Origin of the sequence: Pedobacter sp. ASV28, from assembly GCF_016428855.1 — a bacterium.
Classification (GTDB): Bacteria; Bacteroidota; Bacteroidia; order Sphingobacteriales; family Sphingobacteriaceae; genus Pedobacter.
In genome coordinates, this window is the sequence record NZ_JAELTN010000074.1 from 1 (window position 1) to 21,981 (window position 21,981).

The window sequence follows — 21,981 nt, forward strand, 5'->3', positions numbered from 1 at the left end:
TTTTTTTGTCTGTATTCCTTGAGCAAGGCCATGGCCTGCCTGGTTTCTTTTAAGGCGTTTAAGGCTTTTGCCTTTTTAATATTCAGTTCTGCCGAATTGGGCTCATATAAAAGTCCCATATTGGCATGGTCAAGTGCTCTTGTGTAATTTTCATTCCAGTAGGCAACGTCGAATAGGGCCGAATAGGCTTCTATATTTTTAGGATCTTTAGCCAATACTTGGTTGAATTGATACCTGGCACTATCCAAATTATCATTCCATGTATACACCCGGCCTAAAAAAAGACGGATGTCTGCGTAATCAGGGCTTTTGACTAATGCACTTTTCAGCAAGCTGATGATTTTTGGATAGTTAGTTTTTTCCTTTGGTATATTTCTGGCTTGAGTGAACAGTTCGTCGGATGTTTGCGTTTTAATTTGCGCATAGATAGGGCTTAGCAGGCCGCAGCTTACTGTAAAAAGGATTGATAAAAAAAATATCAAATTTTTTTTCATTCGTATATCGTTATATAATGGTAAGGAAGCGATCAAAATTTATCTGTTGCATTCTACAAATTTGACATCATGAAGGTCTCCTCCCTTTTTTAATATGGCCAATTGAATATGGTGATTTGTACATCTGTATAAAAATATCATGACAATTGTTAATTACCTACTATTTCAATTAATATACCAATTTACCATGATGGACGGGAAAAGTGCTTGCTATAGGGTATTTGGCGAAATAGTTTGTTTAAAGTATTGTCCTAAAATAACAAGAGTGAGGGGATTTGCAAAATCTATACGTGATTTTAGGCAATATATTCTACAATTTGAGGTCTGTCATAAGTATGAATTTTAGATTTATTACCTCGGCTCTCCCACATTTACTGGATATGATCAAACAAAAGGTAAGTAGGCGCTCCCATTATCACTATTTGATAAGATGATGATAAAGAATGTTAATGCTTTCTTTTAAGATGGTTCTTGTGCCCCCTATATAACTAGCATCAGAACCATTGGTAATGACGACTATACCAAATTTATCGTGTGGTTCAAAAAACATGGCACTATATAAACCATAGGCAGATCCGGTATGTCCTTTCATGGTTTTTCCAGGAATCAGGTCGTTTATGGTTCTTATTGCCAACCCATAGCCTTCTTCCTCGCTTATTTTGGTTTGCATGATCTTGGCACTTTTCTTTTTCATTACCGTGGTTTTGCCCAACTTTCCATAATTCATATGCATCATCATGTATTTCGCCAAGTCGATTGCCGATATCTTCATGCCGCCTGTTGGGGAGAGAATAGGTGTACTATAGCCCAGTTGATAGGTTTTCAATTCCTCTCGTCTTGGCGCATAGACTGCTTCTGACAGTTGATAAGTATTAAGTTTTTCATCATATTCATAAAGAGGTACAAATCTCTTGGCTTCCAAAGAATCGACACAATAGCCACCATATAGACCCAAAGGATCAAGGATGTTCTGCTTAACATAATTATCATACCGTTTACCACTTATTTTCTCGATCACCGCACCTACCATGTTAAAATTTAGGTTGCAGTAAAGGTAAGTTGTGCCTGGCTGCTTGTTGGTATAACATTTTGCCCAATTGGAGTTTTTATCAGCATTAATGACATCCAGATTGAAATAACCTTGGCTATCGTTAATACTTGAAGTATGTGAAAGCACCATTTTTAAGGTAATAACTGTTTCGGGGAACTGGGGGTTTCTCACCTTAAAGCCAACCAGGTCACTAAAATCGTCTTCTAATGATAATTTTTTAGCTTCGGCCAATTGCATGATAGAGGTGGCGGCAAACGATTTGGAGATGGAAGCTATTCTAAAAATATCATCGTTACTGAGTGGAGTTTGGTCAGCTATGTTTTTTTTTCCAAATGAATGGGTATAGATAATCTTATTGTTTTTAACTACAGCTACTGCCAAACCTACCACTTTTAATTTACCCATCATTTCATTAATTTGGTTTTCGGCTTGTTGTATCTGGGCGTTGGTGGTTACAGTAAATACAAAAAGGACTAAAAAGGTCAGTATTTTCTTCATTTTAGATATTTTTTAATAGCTGTAGAAGGTTGAGGTTAATGTAAATATAAAAATCTATACCCGAAAACATCTCCTCTCTAGGAAAATATCGCTATAATTCATCTTTAACCCTTAAGGTTTGGCTAAAGAAGTAATTATCTTAGGCCTTCAATTGATGGTCCTAATGATATACCGTAAACTCTTTTTTTTGCTAATGGTTATGCTTTTGTGTGGAATTGAAGTCTTGTATGCGCAAGTTTTAGATACTGGAAAGGCCATTTCTTTGTTGGATAGTGTAGTGATCAGGGCTTACCAAGGTAAAGATCTTTTGCATACACCTGCGGCAATTAATTATATGACACAAGAACAGTTGAGGCTTTACGGTCCGTTGAATATGGCGCAGGCACTTAATACTGTTTCAGGTGTGCGTATGGAAGAGCGTTCGCCGGGAAGTTACCGTTTAAGTATCAGAGGGAGCTCAATTCGTAGTGCATATGGGGTAAGAAATGTGAAAATCTACTATAATGATATTCCTTTTACCGCACCAGGAGGAACTTCGATGCTCAATATGTTGGGTCATTATCAGGTGAGTGAATTGGAGGTTATTAAAGGAGCCGGAAGTAGCCTGTATGGAGCTGGTACGGGAGGGGTATTGTTAATGAGGTCGCCCATAACGTTAGAAGGTATAACACTGGCGTTGGGAGGTATAATGGGCAGTTATGGTTTGAAGGGACTATATGGAAATGCGCAATTTGATAATCAAGCGATTAGTTATGAGTATTTGAGCTCGGATGGATATCGTAACCATACGGCAATGCGCAGAAAGGTGCTTACGTGGAATGGCATTTTGAAGATTGATGCACACCACAAATTGGATGTGAATTTTATTTATGGAGACCTTTATTACCAAACACCAGGGGCCTTGACTTTGACAGAATATCACCTAAATCCTCGTTTAGCGCGTCCTGCGGTAGGGAATAATCCTGGAGCAGAAGAAGCAAAGGCATCTATTGATCAGCAGGCATTGCTGCTTGGCCTTACTTATAAGGCCCGGTTGGCAAAAAATATCTGGCAAACAACCGCTATATATGGATTTTATAGCCAGACCCAAAATCCTGCTATCCAAAATTATGAACGCAAGATCGAACCACATGGGGGTGGGCGTACAGTATTCGACTATCAATTAACAGCAGGTAGTACTACTTTGGCCATATTCTCGGGACTGGAATTTCAACAAGGGGCATTTAGTTCGAGAACTTATCTAAATGTTAAAGGAAATAAGGATACCCTAAGAACGGATGACCAACTTTATATTCGCCAATTATTGGGATTTGTACAGGCTAACCTAAGTTACAGGAAATGGATTTTTACAGTAGCGCTCAGTGTAAATTCATTGAGTTTTGATTTTAAACGTTGGAGCGAACAGCCGGTTTTATTGGCCAAAAAACAATATAATGGAGAGCTGATGCCGCGTTTTGCACTAATGTATGCTGTGAATAAGGATATTGGAGCTTACCTGAATGTAGCCAAGGGATTTTCTCCACCTGCCAGTAATGAGATTTTTGCAGATAACAGTAGTTACAATTTAGACCTGGCTGCGGAAAAGGGCTGGCATTATGAAACAGGAGTAAGAGGGTTTTTAAGCGATAAACGATTGGGGTTTGATATGAGCATATTTACTACAGGGCTCGCCAATGCCATGGTGACTCGTAGGAATGTTATGGGGGGCAATTATTATGTGAATGCTGGTAAAACCTCACAAAAAGGCTTTGAGGCGGCCTTGAATTATGAATTGTTTAGAGGCCTACATAAATTTAGCGGAAGTAAAATAGGAGCAAATTTTAGTAGATATAGGTTTAGATATACTCGTTTTGTACAAGATAATAATGACTATACAGGTAATATCATGCCTGGTATTGCGCCCAATACATGGACCCTATTGACAAGCTTGAAGATGAAAAATGGACTATATGGCCATTTCAATTACAGTTATACTTCAAGGATAGCTTTGAATGATGCCAATACTGTTTATGCTTCCGCTTTCCAATTGCTTGCCGCAAAACTAGGTTATCAGTTTTTCTTTCAAAAAATGAATACCCATTTTTATGTAGGAGCAGATAATTTGCTAAATGAACTATACAGTTTAGGCAATGATATTAATGGTTTTGCAGGAAGGTATTATAATGTGTCGCCCTCCCGTAGTTATTATTTGGGGATCATGTTAAACCTGAAAAATCAGCTGAAGTAAGCAAAATACTATATTTTGACAGTGCTGTCTCGTACCCAAGAATAGGTAGATGTAAAATATTTCGTCACGCCATAATAGGGTTTTGTACCGTAATAATGGGTTTTCGTATAATTTTTTTTGAGTGAATTGCCAAAAGCCCTAAAATTATATAAAAATTAACGCTCTTCCTTTTAAAACAGTTTAGTCTTGTAGCACTGCTCAGTGCGTTTGTTGGTTTAGGTTGTTTAGGTTGTTGACAAAGTCAACAACAAGACCAAAAATAATGCCCAGTTAATGGGCATTGTTTTTTTTAAATTAAAATGAAATTTATGCCTAAGATTTATCTAACTAGAAAATGAGTTTTTTATGGTTTATGATACGTTAAATTTTGCATCGTTATGTTTTTGATAAAACCTTAATCAGCAATGAATATGTGCTATGGTTAGGTGTGAAACCAAACCCATTTTTCGACGGCTATGGAGAAAACTAGGGGACATTTTTTGACCAATAGTGGATACAATACTATTATGCTTTGATAGATTTAGGCTTACTATATTGTAGGTAAAGCAATTAAATGCTTGTTTTACTTATAGATTAACGTTATTTTTGAAATTACTTACCAACACTATACTGTAATTTCTATTGGCCAACACTGTACAAGATATAAATTCTTTTGAAGAATTGTTTCGTGACAATTATGCGAAGCTTTGCCATTTTGCAGCACAATTCCTCAATGATACAGCTGCAGCTAAAGATATTGTGCAAGAGTCATTCCTCGTTTTTTGGAATTTGGAGAATAAGGAGAAGGAAAGTATAATATCGATAAGTAGTTTTCTCTATAAAACGGTAAGAAATGCCTGCCTGAACAGATTGAGACGACAAAAGCTGGAACACTCTTATTTGAACCAACAAGCGATTGAACCTGTAGAAGACCCTGTGGCCCTCAACCTGATGATCAAATCTGAAGTGTTGGCCGAAATCCATAAGATTTTGGTAACGCTTCCTAAAAATTGCCAGCAGATTTTTAGAATGGGCTATTTAGAAGGGTTAAAAAATCAAGAAATAGCATCTGCTTTGGGGATAAGCATCAATACGGTTAAAACCCAGAAGAAAAGAGGTTTGCAGCTTTTAAAAATGCGATTGAAACCCGATTTTTTTTCTATTGCCCTCCTTTTTTTGATGAAATAATCGTCTATCTGATCTTTTTTAGAAAAAAAATAATTTTTTCTTTCACCCCTTTTTCTGTTTCGGGTTTCTTTAGGGTATATGACACCTCAAAAAGATTTAGAACACATTTCTACACTCATCGTTAAGTTCCTAAAAGATGAAATTTCTGATACAGAGCAGCAAGAGCTGGATTCATGGTTGGCCGAATCCCAAGAAAATCGTGACCTATTAGAATCTTTTCGCCATACGCCTCAGGTACAACAAGAAGTTAACTTTATTCAGAGGGTGGATGTAAATGAAGGATGGGAAAGTTTATCTTCCAAAATTTCATCACCTCAAACCCGAAAAAATAATCGCCTAAAAATTTGGAAGTATGTAGCAGCAGCAGCGGTAGTGCTGCTTATGTTAACTTTTTTCTTATACGAGCATCAGTTCAAAAGTCAATATTTCACAGATGATCAACCTTTAGCTTATGATGTGATGCCCGGATCTAAGCGGGCCATTTTACAATTGGCCGATGGTGCCGTAGTGAATCTAAACCATGATCAAAAACATGTAGAAAAAGGGGAACAGCCCGAAGGAATTAATGTACAAGATGGAACACTTTACTTTACTTCAAATGACAATAAAAATTCCCTAAATCGATACAATGCCTTAAGAACGCCCAGAGCGGGCGAATATAAGATCGTATTGCCAGATGGTACAAAAGTTTGGCTTAATGCCTCTTCCTATCTGCGTTTTCCCGATCATTTTAGTGGCAGGGAAAGAAGGGTAGAACTAAAGGGCGAAGCTTATTTTGAAGTGGCGCACAATAGGGAAAAACCTTTTATTGTAAGCTTTAATGATACCGAAGTGAAAGTATTGGGCACCAAGTTTAATGTAAATACTTATAGCAACAATAGTAAAACAACCTTGGTAGAGGGTTCGGTGAGTATCAATGAGGGTGGGAATCAACAATTGTTAAAGCCCGGCCAGGAAGCCTTGGTAGATCATAGTGCCATTGAGGTACAAGAAGCAGAGTTGTATAAATCAATAGCATGGAAAGAAGGCGTGTTCTATTTTAATGATGATAACCTTAAGGAAATTCTGGATCAACTATCGAGGTGGTATGATGTAGAGATCATTTACCATGGGAAACCGAATGAAAAGACATTTAGTGGCAACATACGTAGACAGGCTACTTTAAACCAGGTGCTAGAAATGTTAAGTACCCTAAGTAATGCCAAATTTAACCTAAAAGATCGGGTAGTAACCGTAAGTTTTTAACCAATTAATTAACTAGATAAATATGCAATAGACCTTAACCCAACCCCTAAAAATAATGGCATAAAAAATCCGAAAGCACGCCAATGCTTTCGGAAAAAAAGTATGGTCATTATTACTTGATGAGCTGAAAATTTCAATCAATTCTAAAAAACCATTACATACAAAAATATGAAACAATTTCTTCTCGACAAACGAGCGAGAACAAGCAAACTATTTAATAGAAAAATACTATTAATTATGAAACTAACCGTGTTCCTCATTTTACTCGCCGCATTCGGTGTAAAAGCTACGGGTTACGCCCAAAAAGTTAGCATCCGTGCAAAAAACGAAAGTTTAGAGAAAGTATGGGAAAGCATTAAAACACAAACTGGTTATTATTTCCTTTATGATGCAAAAGAAGCAAAGAAAAAAGGAAAGATTAATCTTGATGTGAAAAATGTGGAACTAAAGGATGTTCTTGACGAGTTAACTAGTCAATTGAACCTTAATTACAAGATCATAGATCAGACCGTAATTTTTTCGGAGAGCTTGCCAGAAAGTAAACTTTCAGTTAAGCAAGAGGAAATTCTTATTAAAGGGGTGGTAAAATCCAAAGAAGGTGTAGGACAACCTGATCAGGCACTTCCTGGGGTGGTCGTAATGCTCAAGGGAACTTCAAAAGCGATAAATACAGGTATAGATGGTCGGTATTCCATAAAGGTACCAGCTAATGGAACCCTTGTTTTCTCTATCATTGGTTATGGTACAAAAGAAGTGGCCATTGAAGGAAAAAAGATAATTGATGTGGTATTGATCGAAACTGCTAGTAATTTGCAGGAGGTAATCATTACGGCTTATGGTACCAAAGAAACTAAAGAAAGCCAAGTAGGGAGTGCCTATCAGCTGACCAGCAAAGATCTGGAATTTAGACCGCTCAATCGAATAGATCAATTATTGGATGGTGTTGTACCAGGGGTAATGGTGGAAATGCAGGATCAGACTGCTAGTAGTGCTAGACCTAGGTTTCAAACACGTATCAGGGGAGAGTCTACTTTTGGGTCTTCTAATGAACCATTATGGGTAATAGATGGCATTCCTATGAATACAGGGGATGAGACAAATATGATTTTGGGAACCAATACCAGTATCAGTCCATTAACCTTTTTAAATCCAAATGATATCGAATCTATTATCACATTAAAAGATGCGACCGCTACCTCCATTTATGGAGCCAATGGAGCTAATGGCGTAATACTTATTACTACTAAAAGAGGAAAAAATGGAGCAGATAGGGTAAGTTATGGTTTTAGAACGGGTGTCAACTTATTGAACAATAAAAAGTTTCATGTGCTAAGTGCTTCAGAATATCGCGAGCTATTGGCCGAATCTTTTGCCAACAATACCTCTTTAACTGTAAATCCGGTAACAGATCTTGGCACCAGTACCGATTGGTATGATGTATTTTTTAAAAATGGCGTGACTACCCAGCATGATTTATCTTTCTCTGGAGGTAATGCCAAAACCAAATACTATGTTTCAGGGGCTTATTTTAATGAAAAGCCCATCATGATCAAAAATCAGACTCAACGTTTTTCTAGTAGGATCAATTTGGATCAGAATATTAACAAAAGCATCGATTTATTTTTTAAGATGGGTACCTCTTATATGGTAAATAACATGTTTAATCCAGGTAATAGCTATTATATTAATAGGCCTATAGATAGTCCTTTTGATGCCAATGGGAATTATGTGCTAAAGTATTATAATAAGTTGGCTGATGCAGAGTATAACGACGACAAACAAAAAACAATGGCCATGTATGCCAATGTTGGTGGATCTATCAATATTATTCCAGGCTTAAAGTATACCACAACCAATGGTATAGACTATACTTCAATTGTAGAGGACTATTATGCATCTATGTATAGCTATAGTGGCTCACTTGACAAGGGCGATGCCTATAAGGGACAAACCTCTAACTTTGTATGGAACACACAGCATCGTTTTAATTACGAAAAAATATTTGGTAAACACTCTATCAATGCATTATTGGGTGCAGAAGCCACTGATAAAACTAGAAGATCTGTATCTGCAACCGGATATGGTTTTGCCAACGATAAGATTAGAGAAGTACCTTATGCCATTACAAGAAATGGAACTAGCTCGGCCACAGAACAAAGCGGGCTATCTTATTATGGACAACTCAATTATTCATGGGATAGAAAATACCATTTAGTGGCCAGTTTCCGTGGAGATGCCAATTCCGATTTTGGAAGTGACGTACGTTGGGCAACCTTTAAGTCAATTGGAGCATCTTGGACAATCAGCAATGAGAAATTTTGGGACATTAAGCAGCTTGATTTTGCAAAATTAAAATTGAGCTACGGAACTAATGGTAATTCCAGAATTGGAGCCTACAAATCTAAGGGAATCTACAGTTTCTCCACAGATAATAACTATAATGGATCTTCGGGAGCTATAATGAGCAACGGGGAAAATCCTGTACTTTCTTGGGAAACTACCTACCTTTTAAATGCCGGATTAAGCTTGGGCTTATTCAAAAGAATATCGCTAGATATAGAAGCCTATTATAATAGAACAATTAATGCCTTAGATGATGTTGACGTTACACGTACCACCGGCTTTACCGGAATTCTTCAAAATGTAGGATCTATTAGAAATAGGGGTATCGAAATTGTATTGAATACACAAAACATCATGCACAAAGATTTCGAATGGAGAACCAGTTTTAATTTTTCATTGAACAGGAATATGATTCTGGAACTGTACAACAATAATGAGAAAATATTTGGGTCTACCATTAGAAAGGTAGGAGAAGATATTAAAACAAACTATTTGATACGTTGGGCAGGTGTAGACCCAAGGGATGGAGGACCGCTTTGGTATGATGCTAGGGGAAATTTGACTAAAGTATTTGATATGAATAATAGGGTAATGACTGGCAGACAATCGCCAGATTTTTTTGGTGGAATGACCAATACTATAGATTATAAGAATTTCTCCTTACGTGGGTTGTTCCAATATACCGTTGGTGGTTATTTGTTTAGCAGTCTACAGAGAGATGCCGAATCAGATGGTAGAAATCTGGCTTCAGATAACCAATCTAGAAACCAATTGGATAGATGGAGAGAACCGGGAGATTTGACCTTGGTGCCAAAAACAGTATTAAATGAAAATGCCGATAACGGACGTAACTCTACTCGCTTTCTACACAATAGAACGGCATTCAGAATAACAAATGTGAGTTTAAATTATAGGTTCCCTAAAGAACTTTTGAGCAAGATCAGTTTAAATACGGCTAGTCTTTATTTACAGGCAGATAATGTGGCCTTTTGGACGCCTTATAAAACCAAAGAAAATTATAACGATTATAAAAACTCCTACAATCCATATCCGCAACCCTTGGTGCTGTCGTTTGGGCTTAATGTAGGCTTTTAATACTGAATAGCGATGAAGAAATTAATTTATAAAAGTATACTGTTGGCAATGCTCGTGCTTAGCTTTGCTTCATGTAAAAAATTCTTAGAAAAAGAACCCATTGGAAGAGTGGGCAAGAATGTATTGTTTGAAGATGTATTGGGGGCTAAGGTTGCCTTAACCGGAGCATATAAATCCATGTTGAACTATTATAAGCTAGAATATGGTATGCATGGCGATGTGGCTTCCGATAACGTGGTGAACATCTTTTCCAATGATCCATTTATGTTGCAGTCTTTTAATTTTAGCAGTACATCAGGTGACGATGCCTTGATAGCTGGGCATATTTGGCTTGCTGTTTTTGAAACACTGAACAACACCAATAATATATTGAATGCTATCCCCAATCTAAAAGCAGAATTTCCCAACCAGCTGAACGAGTTGGAGGCTATTGAGGGACAGGCACTGGTGATCCGTGCCATATGCCATCTAGATTTGAGCAAGGTATATGCACAGCCTTATAATTTTACGCCAGATGCTTCACATTTAGGTGTACCTGTTTTAACGAAAACACCGTCGCCGGGAGACCAAGTGCCCAGAAAAACCATGAAGCAAACATACGACCAGATCTTGATCGATCTAAATGCAGCCCTACCTTATCTGAATAAGTATAATAATGCAACAGATCAGGCACTGGTGAGCTATCAAGCAGCTTTAGGTTTGCTTTCTAGGGTTTATTTATACAAGGGAGATTGGGAAAATAGCGTAAAAGCAGCTAATTTAATTATAGAGGATACGAAGTATAGCCTGGCTACCGCAAGCGAGTATAAGAGTGTTTTTCAAGAATATCCAGGAATTTCAAGTGTAAAGAAAGAAGTGTTGTTCCAATTAAGCGCACTAGGGTTTACTAAGGTGAGCACCAAGGAAATCATGTCTATTTTTTCTGCACCAAGCGTTACGGTAGCACAATATGGAGCTTCCTCTAAGTTGATCAACTTATTCGATACCAACGACATTAGGAATAATATGTTTGGTGATGTGGGGGGCTACCATATTTCAAAGAAATACACCGAAGGCTCGTTGGCGGCCACTACCCCATACACCATTAAGGTAATTCGCTTGTCTGAAGTTTATTTAAATAGGGCCGAAGCCAATTGGAATTTGAAAAAGTACCCAGAGGCGGCAGAAGATCTGCGGATTATTTCCCAAAGGGCACATCCTGGTCAAACCATTGTGATTAACTATGGCAGTTCTGCAGATTTATATCAAAAGATTGCCGATGAAAGGAATAGAGAGCTGTGTTTTGAAGGACATCGTTTGTATGATATTGTAAGAAGGAAAGAAAATTTACAACGTGGAAACGATTGTAATTCTACCGTTTGTTTATTAACCTACCCAAACAACAAATTTGTGCTGCCAATTACCACTAAAGAATTGGATGCAAACAAAGCGCTGCAACCAAATCCTGGGTATAATTAAAATTAGAAATGAGAAAAAACCTTAAATATATATACAAGGCATCGCTATTAGTAGTGGTGGCTTTAATGTTTTCCTGTAACAAGGAAGAGTTTAAACCCTATGATCATCCATTTTTCCATATCCATGTAGGTAACAAGTCTGCCATAGAGGTGGCAACGGACAGAAAGGACCAAGTAGATTATAATGTCTATCTGAGCGCCGTATTGCAGTTCGATCCTATCGATCTAAAATATGAAGTGGTAGTAGGTAACGGTTTACAGGCAGGTCGTGATTTTGAACTGATTACCCAGGGGAATACGCTTAATTTTCCCAATGGTATTTTCGAGCGTCCAGTTACCATTAAATGGTTGGCAGCAGCTGTAGATCCGGCCAAGAATAATACCATTACCATTCGGTTGTTGAGCAATAGCAAAAACTATACGATAGGTTTGCCCGGCCCAGATCAATTACAGAAAGAACTGATCATCACTAAAAAATAGAAAGCGCGATGGAATACAAAAAAATAAGCTTGTTCTTCCTGTTACTTGTACTTTTTAGTGCGGTAGGTTTTGCACAGCCCCTTAAACAAGATCCAAATTTAGTAAAGGGAAAGTTGAGCAACGGTTTTACTTACTATATCTATAAAAGCGATAAAGAACCTGGTACCTCGACTTTGAGGTTGTTTTTAAATGCAGGCTCACTACAAGAAGATAACGATCAATTGGGGTTGGCCCACTTTATTGAACATATGGCCTTTAATGGTACCAAGCACTATTCTAAAAATGATGTCATTACTTTTCTGGAATCTAAAGGTGTTAAGTTTGGAGCCGATTTAAACGCACATACCAGTTTTGATGAAACGGTTTACAAGATCAGCATCAACACCCAAGATGAAAAAAACCTTGAAAAATCTATCGACATCATGGCCGATTGGGCTTTTGGAGTAACTTTCGATCCAACAGAGATTGATAAGGAAAGAGGAGTAGTAATTGAAGAATGGAGAAGTAAGCAGGGAGCAGATAATAGATTAAGAGATCAGTATTTGCCAGTGCTGTTTAGCCAATCTAGATATGCAGAAAGACTGCCCATTGGTAAGGTAGATATCCTTAAAAATTTCAAACGCCAACGTATTGTAGATTTTTATGAGAAATGGTACCGACCGGATTTAATGGCCATTGCCATTGTAACCGATATCGATCCTAAAAAAGTAGAGCAATATATTAAAGCTGAATTTACTTCCTATAAGGCTAAGCGTAAGGCTCCCCGTATTTATTATGAACTGCCTAAGCATAAAGATACCTTGTTTTCCATTGTAACAGATAAGGAGGCCAGGTCAATTGAGCTGAGTTTCTTTAATAAGATCAAATCTTCGGGACCGATAAGGACAGAACAAGACTACGAGCAACAGCAAACCAGAAGTTTTTTTAATGCATTGGTAAAAGGGAGGTTTAGTCGTATTTCTCAATTACAGGACAATTTTAAGGATGGCAGTTTTTCCATCAGTAATATTGTTTTGAAAAATGGTGTGGTTGCTGGAGGGGTTTCGTTATACCATGATCAGATTAAAGAGGGGATAGAGAAATACCTGACCGAAGTTCAACGTATCATAAGGTATGGTTTTACCGTAGAGGAAATCAATAAGTATAGGGAAGAATATCTAGCGGCCATTAAAAGGGGCGCTAAAGAAGAAAAGAGCCAAGCTGAGACCTATTTGAATGAAATGCATGAAGAGTTTTATGGGAATAGTGTAATGATGGACAAAAGTCAACGTACTGCATTAGCTTTGAAGTATGCTCCAAAAATAGATTCGTTAAGTCTGCTTGCCTTCCTTAGGTCGAAAATTACCCCTTATAATATGGTGGTTCTGCTTACGGCCCCTGAAAAGGACAAAGCGTTATTGCCTAATGAGGCTCAGCTTAAAAGTTTGTTGGCTAATGCGGCTAAACAATCGGTAAGTCCATGGACAGATGAAGTGGAGGTTCCCAAGCAATTGCTGGAACAACAGCCAATAGCCGGAAAAGTGATCGGGCAAGAAAACCTGTCAGCTATTGGGGTAACCAAATGGATGCTTTCTAATGGGACTACTGTTTATTTAAAGCAGACTAAGGAAAAGAAAGATTATTTGACCATTTCCGGCTTTAGACAAGGGGGAATCTATGCGCTAGATTCCACACAATACATTACGGCCCAATTTGTGAAGTCGGTTACAGGTTTAAGTGGAGCAGGCAAGTTTGGAAGAAGGGCATTAACCCAATATTTAACAGGAAACTCTGCGTCGGCGGTACTTATCCTATCCAACAATAGGGAAGGTGTAGTTACCAATGCCGATTGGAAAGATGCCAAAACCATGTTTCAATTAATGTATTTGAAATGGATTTACCCCAATGCCGATAAGGTTACTTTTGATCAGACTAAGCGCAAGGCGATAGAAGGACTTGAAAATAGCAAGCTATCACCAATGTATGCTTATAACCAGGCCATTTCAGAACTATTAAAAGGTGATGAAGATTATTCGTCTAATGTAACCGTAGATCGCATTGAAAAAGAGTTGAAATTTGACGAGATCATTCCTGTATTTAAAAATAGGTTTGGTTCGGCCAAAGATTTCCAATTTGTAGTAGTTGGCGATTTTACGCTCGACAGCATTAAGCCTTTAATAGAACAGTATATTGGTGGTTTGCCAGGAGGCAATTATGCCAAGGCTTTTAAATATACAGGGCCTAATGGCGGCGATCAAGCAAAAGATATCCTGATGTATGCAGGTAAGGCACCAAAAAGTACCGTAAACATCTTTTATCAAAGTAATGAGGTAAATTATGACTATCCAGATATTCTCGTGCAAACCATGCTGCAGGAAGTGCTGAAAGTAAAATTGCGCTTAAACCTTCGTGAAGAAAATTCTGGGGTTTATGGAGTGGGTGTTTCTGTTTCCTCAACAAATATTCCTGCACCCTTAATCCGTTCACGTATATCATTTAGCTGTGCACCGGAATCGGCCGAGTTTTTGGTTAAACAGGTACAGGTAGAATTAGAGAAGGTTGCTAATAATCCAAATTACTTTTCAGAAGACCTGAAGAATATTAAAATACAACAGATAGACGGTTATAAAAAACAGTCGAGTAAAAATTTGTTCTGGAGTACTTCGTTGAGAAACCAGTTTTATTATGGATTTAAAGACTTTAGCTACTTTAACCAATATGAACAGATGGTCAATAACATTACGCCAGCCGAAATTGCTGCGTATGCCAAAAAATATTTAATCAAACAACCTGGTATCAAAGCGGTGCTCATGCCAGAAAATTTTAAGAATTTAAACAAATAACATGAAGACTATTTTTAGCAAACTAGGTGTTACTTTACTGCTTTTTGGAGTGGTATTGACCGGTTGTAAGAAAGATCCGGTAATGTATGCCAAAGGGATAGAATCTTTTAAGTTTAAAATAAAAGATGCTTTGGACGTAGAGAAAGAGTATGAGGGGGTAATAAATGGAGAAACTATTGTGGTGACTGTACCTACGGAAACCGACGTTACGGAATTGAAGCCCATATTTAGAATGGAAAACCCTCGTACCATTGTACAAGTGGGTTCAGAAGTACAAGAGTCGGGTATTTCTGTACAAGATTTTACCGATGCAATAAATTATAGGGTAAAAGCCGAAGATAGGAGCACTAGGACTTACTCGGTAAGTGTACAAAAGAAAATAGCCATAAAGAGCTTTGGTTTTTATAAGGAAGATAATGCAGGCCTAGCAACTGATTATATAGCAGTAATTAGAGGACTAAGTATAGAAGTAGCCTTACCAGAATCGGTTTCCTTTCTAGGGTTAAAAGCAAGATTTACGACTACCGATGGTGCAACTCTTAAAGTAGGGAATGTAAATCAGCAAAGCAAGGTGACCCCCAATAATTTTGATAACCCGGTAATTTATAATCTTTATGAGACCTCATTGACCAACCCTTATAACTATGAGGTAAATGTGATATTCTTAGGGAGGCAATGGGAGCTGTTTGGAGAAGATTTGACCGTGCCTACTGCTGCGGCACCAAAATTGGCCATTAATCCCATCAATAATAATCCATACTTTATTTATCAAAGGACAGGTAAGGATGAAACGGGCACTAGTATAGCCACAGATAACAGAAAGGTAGCGGTAATGGGATACATAAATTCGCAATGGCAAAATATAGGTGATAAACTTGGCGTTTCCGATTTTAGGGCAGATGTACAGGGCATCGTTTTTAACAGTCTAGGAGAACTGTACATAGGCTACAAAGATTATTTTAACAGTGAGCAGAGGGCTACCGTTAAAAAGTATAATGGCACAACTTGGAATATAGTAGGAACGAATAGGTTCACGCCTATGAAAATAGATTATTTTACCATGGCCATGACTAATGATGATGTACCGATGATCTCTATGGCTAAACAAAGTAACAGTACAGAGTACACTACCATACCACAAAGGGGGGTTTTTGTAATGGGTTATAAAAATAGTCAATGGACTGATGGGACTGGCGCATTAACGGGCAAAACCATGTTCCAAAATCATATAATTAGGGGCTTGGACGGCCAAATTTACTTAGGCTTGATGGAGAGAACAACAGGGTCGAATAGACCTTCTGTATATAAATTGGCCAACAATGCCTGGACACCTGTAGGGCCAACTTCATTCTCTGCACCAGATGGTTTGGTAGGCTACCAATCGGTATCAGTAGCAGTAGATAAAACTGGTCAGGCTTATTTGGCTTTTCAAGTAGGTTCTGGCGCCAATAGAATGAACCATGTAATGAAGTTTAATGGTATGGTATGGCAAGAGATTGGCAATGGAACTTTAAGCGGAAGTGTAAGTGACAATTTTGCGCTTTGTGTAGATGGAGACAATAACTTGTACTTTGCTTATGCTAATGCCAGTTCATTGGTGGTGAAAACCTTAAATAAAGTAACCAATAACTGGAATACAGAACGTAGGATTATTAGTGAGAAAGTAAGTGCATTTGACATTCAGGCAGCTGGTAATGGAGTTGTTTATGTAGTAGCAAGTTTATCGAATAGCGGAAAAACCGTAGTTTACCAATACGCAAAATAGGAATAGTTATATTAATTTGATAGCCCGTCATGATTTTTATAATCACTGACGGGTTTATCATTTATGAGCCTTAGTCTTCTCAATTAAGGTTGGACAATTACAAACTAATTGTTATCCTTTGGATAAGGATGGATCAATTCTTCTGCCCTTTCTTTGAGCTCTTCAAGTTTTTTGCCTGTAGCTTTTGATTTTTCCTTTAAAATTCTGGCCTTTTCCAATAATTCTTCGGTAACCTGCTTAAATTCTAGCTCTTTATTTTTTTGATCTTCCATTACATCCAGGTTTTTATCAAATATACCATTTAAATAGGGTATAAATTGGCCCAATAAATAAAACAGGTAGTTACGTGTGGTAAATACCTGTTGTTGTCATAAATACTTTTATTCACAAATGCGCATAAAAACGCTTTCGAGTATTCTAATGATGCTTATAGCTTGCCAGGGCGCAAATAAACGCTGTATCAACTAGCATTTTATAGATGATTTTTGCTTGCGCCTTATACCTGTTTTGTGATCAATGTAATCTGTTTAGGTATTCAAATTGTTATAGATGGAAAAATGTCAAAATATGGATAGCTCGTGAAACTTCATGGTATCCATCATTATCACAAGTTTTTAGGTGTAAACTTTTTAAAGGATTGATGAGTTACTAAAATAGATGATTATGGAAAAGAATCAAGAAATCATTAATGATTTGAAGTTATTGGTAGATATTGTAAATGATGGGAAAGAGGGGTATACTTCGGCGGGCGAGGTAACTGATAGTTTGGAATTGAAAGCATTGTTCTTAAAGTATGCTGCACAAAGGATAGCATATGCTGCGGAACTTAAGCAACATATTGCACTACATGGAGGTGAATCGAAAAATGAGGAAGGTGGGATTCTAGGTATTCTGCACCGCACTTGGATTGATATCAAACAGGCTTTGAGCAGTAGGGAAGAAGTAGCTGTTTTAGGAGCTGTAGAAACAGGAGAAGAGGCCGCTCTAGAGAAATATGACCAAATATTAGAAAAAGAAATACTTCATGCAGACCATATTTCAATGCTGCAAAAGCAAAGATCGGGAATATTAGAAGCCTTAAAAGAAATAGAAACGCATCAGGTTAGACTAGAAAAATTGTAGGAAACTTAAAATATAGGGAATGGACCATAAACAACATCGCAATCAAGAAGAAGGAGACTTTTACGGTCCCTTATTGCAAGGCAAAGAGAAATTTTCCATGGACGATAGCAATAGTCGGAAAGGAGAAAATATGAATACCATTATAAATGTTGATATCGATAAAAGTTTAGTACCAGTAAAATTGTACATAAAATCTACCATCAAGAAAAGCAGGATTGGAAGAAATATGCTAAGTACAAAATCCAAACGTAATCCGAGCTGGAATGTAGTCGATTTTGAAACGGACGAATTAACCTAGGTCATTCATTGTGACATTACATGAAGCATCAAACCATTTAAATTTCTAACTGTTTTTAAATAGGTAGAAAAATAATTCATGAGGCAATGAAATCAATATGGAAAGGTGCTATCGGTTTTGGTCTGGTCAATATTCCTGTTAAGTTATATTCGGCAATACAGGACAGTCATCTTGATTTGGATATGCTGGATAGCAAGGATCATTCGAAGATCAAATACCAGCGTATAAACGAAACAAGCAGAAAAGAAGTACCCTATGAACGAATAGTAAAAGGTTATTATCTTAAAGATAGATATATTGTCTTGGAAGATGAAGATTTTGAAGATGCGGCTCCGAAGAAAACCAAGATTATAGAATTGGAAAGTTTTGTGGATATCGTACAGATCAACCCTATCTATTATGAAACTTCTTATTATGCCATGCCCGAACCACAGGGCAAAAAAGCTTATGCCTTATTATTGAAAGCACTTGCCAAAACTAAAAAAGTAGGATTGGCCAGGTTTGTTCTTCGAAATAATGAACATTTATGTGTAATCCATCCTTTAAACAATGTTATTGTGATTACGCGGATACGCTTTCAGGAAGAGATCAGGAATTTGAAGGAACTGGATCTAGATCTCGATATAGAGCTTAAAACCAAAGAATTACAGGTAGGTATAGCATTAATCAAACAATACAGCAACGACTTTGACATTACTTCTTTTAAGGATGAATACAGTAGAGAACTTTTAAAAATTATCAAAGCAAAAGCTAAAGGAAAAAAAGTGGTGGTTAAAAAAATGCAACCCCAGAAATCAGTAAGTGATGACTTATATGAGCAATTGATCCATAGTTTAAAGACTAAGAAGGGAGCCTAGATATGTCGTTGAGCAGATATGTAGAGAAGCGCGACTTTAAGCAGACTTCTGAGCCAAAAGGAGGTAAGGCCAAAGGTAAGAAACTTGTTTTTGTGGTTCAAAGACATCATGCCTCACATTTGCATTATGATTTTAGATTGGAGCTTGATGGCATGCTTAAGAGCTGGGCAGTGCCCAAAGGGCCATCTCTAAACCCTAATGACAAGCGCTTGGCCATGATGGTTGAAGACCATCCCTATGACTACAGAAAGTTTGAAGGAACTATTCCCAAAGGTAATTATGGAGCTGGTGTAGTAACTATTTTTGATGAAGGAACTTACCAAGCGTTAAGTGGAGGTGTCGAAAATCTAAAAAAGGGAATTGCAGAAGGAAACCTGAAATTTATATTGCATGGCAAAAAGCTGAAGGGCGAATTTGCTTTGGTGAGAATGAAAGGAACTGAACATAATGCTTGGTTATTGATTAAGCATAAAGATAGATATGCAGTTAACGTGGCCTACAATGTTGAAGATATGATTGCAGCCAAAATAAAGAAAGAAGGCAAAGATTTTAAGAAAGAAAAAACTTTAATTAGACAACCGAAAATAAAAGAAAAGCCAACAGTTTATCAGAAGCCTATGCTGGCTAAATTAACAAAAGAGGCCTTTAATAATAAAGAATGGATTTTCGAGGAAAAACTGGATGGTTATAGGGCAATAGCGCAATTGGACAAAGACAAAGTCATGCTATTTTCCAGAAATGGAAAAAACATAGGTACAACTTACCCACCCCTACTTACAGCGCTGCTGAAATTAGATATCCATGCCATCTTGGATGGAGAAATAGTGATAAGGAATTCGAAGGGGAGGAGTGTATTTCAGTCTCTACAACATTATAATACTCATCATACTCGTGCAAAATTGACCTATGTTATTTTCGATGTGTTACAGATCAATGGCTCCGACGTAAGAATGATGCCCCTTCACCAAAGAAAGCGATTATTGGAAATGTTACTAAAGCATCTCCCTCAGGAATCTATAGAGGTGATTTCCTTTGTCAAGGAAAATGGAGAAGCTTTTTTCGATGAGGCAAAAACAAGAGGTTGGGAAGGTATCATAGCTAAAAAACTAGATAGTACATATTTGAATAATACAAGATCTGAAAATTGGTTGAAGATTAAGTTACAGCAGGCGCAAGAGGCCGTGATTATAGGTTATACCAAACCTAATGGAGAGCGAACGCATTTTGGGGCATTGGTATTGGCTATTCATAAGGCTAAACAAGGATGGGTATACATCGGAAATTGTGGTACAGGTTTCAATCAAAAAACGTTGAAGGAAATCCATGAGATCCTAATACCACTTCAGACAGACCACAAATCAATTATTGGAAAAGTTGTACAGGAAAACAAGGTGACTTGGGTAAAGCCACAAATTGTTTGTGAAGTAACTTTTACAGAATGGACTGCCGATCAACGTTTAAGGCATCCTGTTTTTAAAGCGATCAGAACCGATAAGAAAGCTGATGAGGTGAAAAAGGAAATAGGTATGAAAATAAGTAATCAACAGATAAGGGAAGAAAATGAAAGAGAGGTCAGATTTGGGCGAAAAAAGTTAAAGCTGACCAACCAGGATAAAATATATTGGCCAGATGAGCATATTACAAAAGGTCAGTTGATGGCCTATTATCAGGATATGGCTAAGTTTATACTTCCTCATTTGAAAAATAGACCACTTTCATTGAATAGGCATCCCAATGGGATTAAAAAGCTTAATTTCTTTCAAAAAGACTTGGACATAGACCAAATTCCAAGCTGGATCAAATATGCCTCTTTAAGATCAAGCCATCTAGACAAGCAAATAGACTACCTCATATGTAATGACGAGGCCACCTTGTTATGGATGGTAAATTTAGGTTGTATAGAAATAAATCCGTGGATAAGCACCTATCAAAAACCAGAGCAGCCGTTATTTGCAGTTTTAGATTTAGATCCACTAGAGATAGACTTTGGGCAAGTGGTAAAGGTTGCTCTAACAGCCAAATCATTGCTAGACCAAATGAAACTCAAAGCTTTTGTTAAAACATCTGGATCCAAAGGTATACATATTGTTATTCCTTTGGCACCTGTATATAGCTATGACATTACCAGAAATTTTATTCATTACCTTGCCGGGCTCATCTATGAACAATATCCCGATATCACCAGTCTTGAGCGTAGCCCTACAAAAAGAAAAGGGAAGATCTATCTTGATTATTTACAGAATAGTATAGGGCAAACTATTGTAGCGCCATATTCAGTAAGGCCAAAATCAGGTGCAACGGTTTCAACACCCTTACACTGGGAAGAATTGACCGATGCCTTGCAGATCAAGAACTTTAGCATTTTTAATACCTATGAAAGGGTTAGGGAATTGGGCGATTTATGGAAGGATATGTATCGCATAAAAAATAAGCTAGTGGAAGTGAAGATCAAAAAATAAGGTTAAATACTGGTCAATTACGTATGGTTACAACTGTCGAAATTATAAAAAATAGCCATTTGGTTTTTGTTGATTCTTCAAAACCTGGTATTTATAGAAAAGGTAAGCCGGGGCATTTTACCTATGAAGATATAAAAGGGAACAAGATTAAAGATCAGCAGAATCTAGATCGGATACAAAAATTGGTACTGCCTCCTGCTTGGAGGGAAGTTTGGATTTCTCCAAAGGAAAATGGTCATTTGCAGGCGATAGGCATTGATGAAGCAGGAAGAAAGCAATATCGTTACCACGAAAGTTGGACGAGTAGGCGGTCACACTATAAGTATTTTAAATTGCTTGAATTTGGAAAGGCCTTACCCAGGGCACGAAGGCAAATAGCAAAAGACTTAAGAAAGAAAAAGCTTGATGAAAAAAAAGTATTGGCTATCTGCCTTAAAGTGCTCCAGGAAACCCTGATCAGGGTAGGCAATGGTGCATATGAAAAAGCCTATAAGAGCTATGGCCTGAGTCTGTCTCTTATACACATCTCCGAGCCCACGAGACCTGCGTTACCATCTCGTATTCCGTCTTATGCTGGGAAAGGGGGGGGGGGGGGGGGGGG

The 21,981-nt window shown here is 37.6% G+C and carries 15 protein-coding genes and 1 pseudogene; 13 read left to right on the forward strand and 3 right to left on the reverse strand.

Annotated elements, in window-relative coordinates; translation table 11 throughout:
• Positions 1–494 (reverse strand): M48 family metallopeptidase (locus tag JHD79_RS19830; protein ID WP_199121097.1); only part of this gene is annotated, 494 nt, incomplete at its 3' end.
• 418 nt (positions 495–912) lie between these two features.
• Complete coding sequence (locus JHD79_RS19835; RefSeq protein ID WP_199121098.1) at positions 913–2,043, reverse strand: serine hydrolase; 1,131 nt, start codon at positions 2,041–2,043, stop codon at positions 913–915.
• Positions 2,044–2,242: 199 nt separating this feature from the next.
• On the opposite strand from JHD79_RS19835, the gene JHD79_RS19840 reads away from it, so the two are divergent.
• The 8 genes from JHD79_RS19840 (at position 2,243) to JHD79_RS19875 (ending at position 16,644) form a co-directional block, all read left to right on the forward strand.
• Positions 2,243–4,270: a TonB-dependent receptor gene (locus tag JHD79_RS19840; protein ID WP_199121099.1), complete on the forward strand. Its 2,028-nt coding sequence runs from the start codon at positions 2,243–2,245 to the stop codon at positions 4,268–4,270.
• 621 nt (positions 4,271–4,891) lie between these two features.
• A complete protein-coding gene (locus JHD79_RS19845; protein ID WP_199121100.1) occupies positions 4,892–5,437 on the forward strand; it encodes an RNA polymerase sigma-70 factor in 546 nt (181 codons plus the stop codon).
• A 78-nt stretch (positions 5,438–5,515) separates the two neighbouring features.
• Complete coding sequence (locus tag JHD79_RS19850) at positions 5,516–6,682, forward strand: FecR family protein (protein ID WP_199121101.1); 1,167 nt, start codon at positions 5,516–5,518, stop codon at positions 6,680–6,682.
• Positions 6,683–6,850: 168 nt separating this feature from the next.
• Positions 6,851–10,120, forward strand: a complete 3,270-nt coding sequence (locus JHD79_RS19855; protein ID WP_233164802.1) for a SusC/RagA family TonB-linked outer membrane protein — start codon at positions 6,851–6,853, stop codon at positions 10,118–10,120.
• 12 nt (positions 10,121–10,132) lie between these two features.
• Positions 10,133–11,578, forward strand: a complete 1,446-nt coding sequence (locus tag JHD79_RS19860; RefSeq protein WP_199121103.1) for a RagB/SusD family nutrient uptake outer membrane protein — start codon at positions 10,133–10,135, stop codon at positions 11,576–11,578.
• An 8-nt stretch (positions 11,579–11,586) separates the two neighbouring features.
• Positions 11,587–12,057: a hypothetical protein gene (locus JHD79_RS19865; protein WP_199121104.1), complete on the forward strand. Its 471-nt coding sequence runs from the start codon at positions 11,587–11,589 to the stop codon at positions 12,055–12,057.
• An 8-nt stretch (positions 12,058–12,065) separates the two neighbouring features.
• Entirely contained in the window at positions 12,066–14,879 is a 2,814-nt protein-coding gene (locus JHD79_RS19870; protein ID WP_199121105.1) for a pitrilysin family protein, read from the forward strand.
• Between the two features lies 1 nt (position 14,880).
• The gene (locus JHD79_RS19875; protein ID WP_199121106.1) at positions 14,881–16,644 is read left to right on the forward strand and encodes a hypothetical protein; all 1,764 of its coding nucleotides are present in this window, start codon (positions 14,881–14,883) and stop codon (positions 16,642–16,644) included.
• Positions 16,645–16,748: 104 nt separating this feature from the next.
• Here JHD79_RS19875 and JHD79_RS19880 read toward each other — a convergent pair whose 3' ends face one another.
• Positions 16,749–16,916, reverse strand: a complete 168-nt coding sequence (locus tag JHD79_RS19880) for a hypothetical protein (protein ID WP_199121107.1) — start codon at positions 16,914–16,916, stop codon at positions 16,749–16,751.
• 391 nt (positions 16,917–17,307) lie between these two features.
• Here JHD79_RS19880 and JHD79_RS19885 point away from each other — a divergent pair, with 391 nt between their 5' ends.
• From JHD79_RS19885 to JHD79_RS19905, 5 genes and pseudogenes are all read left to right on the forward strand, one after another.
• Positions 17,308–17,766, forward strand: coding sequence for a PA2169 family four-helix-bundle protein (locus JHD79_RS19885; protein ID WP_199121108.1), 459 nt, complete (start codon positions 17,308–17,310; stop codon positions 17,764–17,766).
• Between the two features lie 19 nt (positions 17,767–17,785).
• Complete coding sequence (locus JHD79_RS19890; protein ID WP_199121109.1) at positions 17,786–18,064, forward strand: hypothetical protein; 279 nt, start codon at positions 17,786–17,788, stop codon at positions 18,062–18,064.
• A gap of 86 nt (positions 18,065–18,150) precedes the next feature.
• Complete coding sequence (locus JHD79_RS19895) at positions 18,151–18,921, forward strand: Ku protein (protein WP_199121110.1); 771 nt, start codon at positions 18,151–18,153, stop codon at positions 18,919–18,921.
• Positions 18,922–18,923: 2 nt separating this feature from the next.
• The gene (ligD, locus tag JHD79_RS19900; protein ID WP_199121111.1) at positions 18,924–21,380 is read left to right on the forward strand and encodes a DNA ligase D; all 2,457 of its coding nucleotides are present in this window, start codon (positions 18,924–18,926) and stop codon (positions 21,378–21,380) included.
• A gap of 23 nt (positions 21,381–21,403) precedes the next feature.
• A pseudogene (locus JHD79_RS19905) lies at positions 21,404–21,981 on the forward strand (DNA topoisomerase IB); the annotation flags it as partial.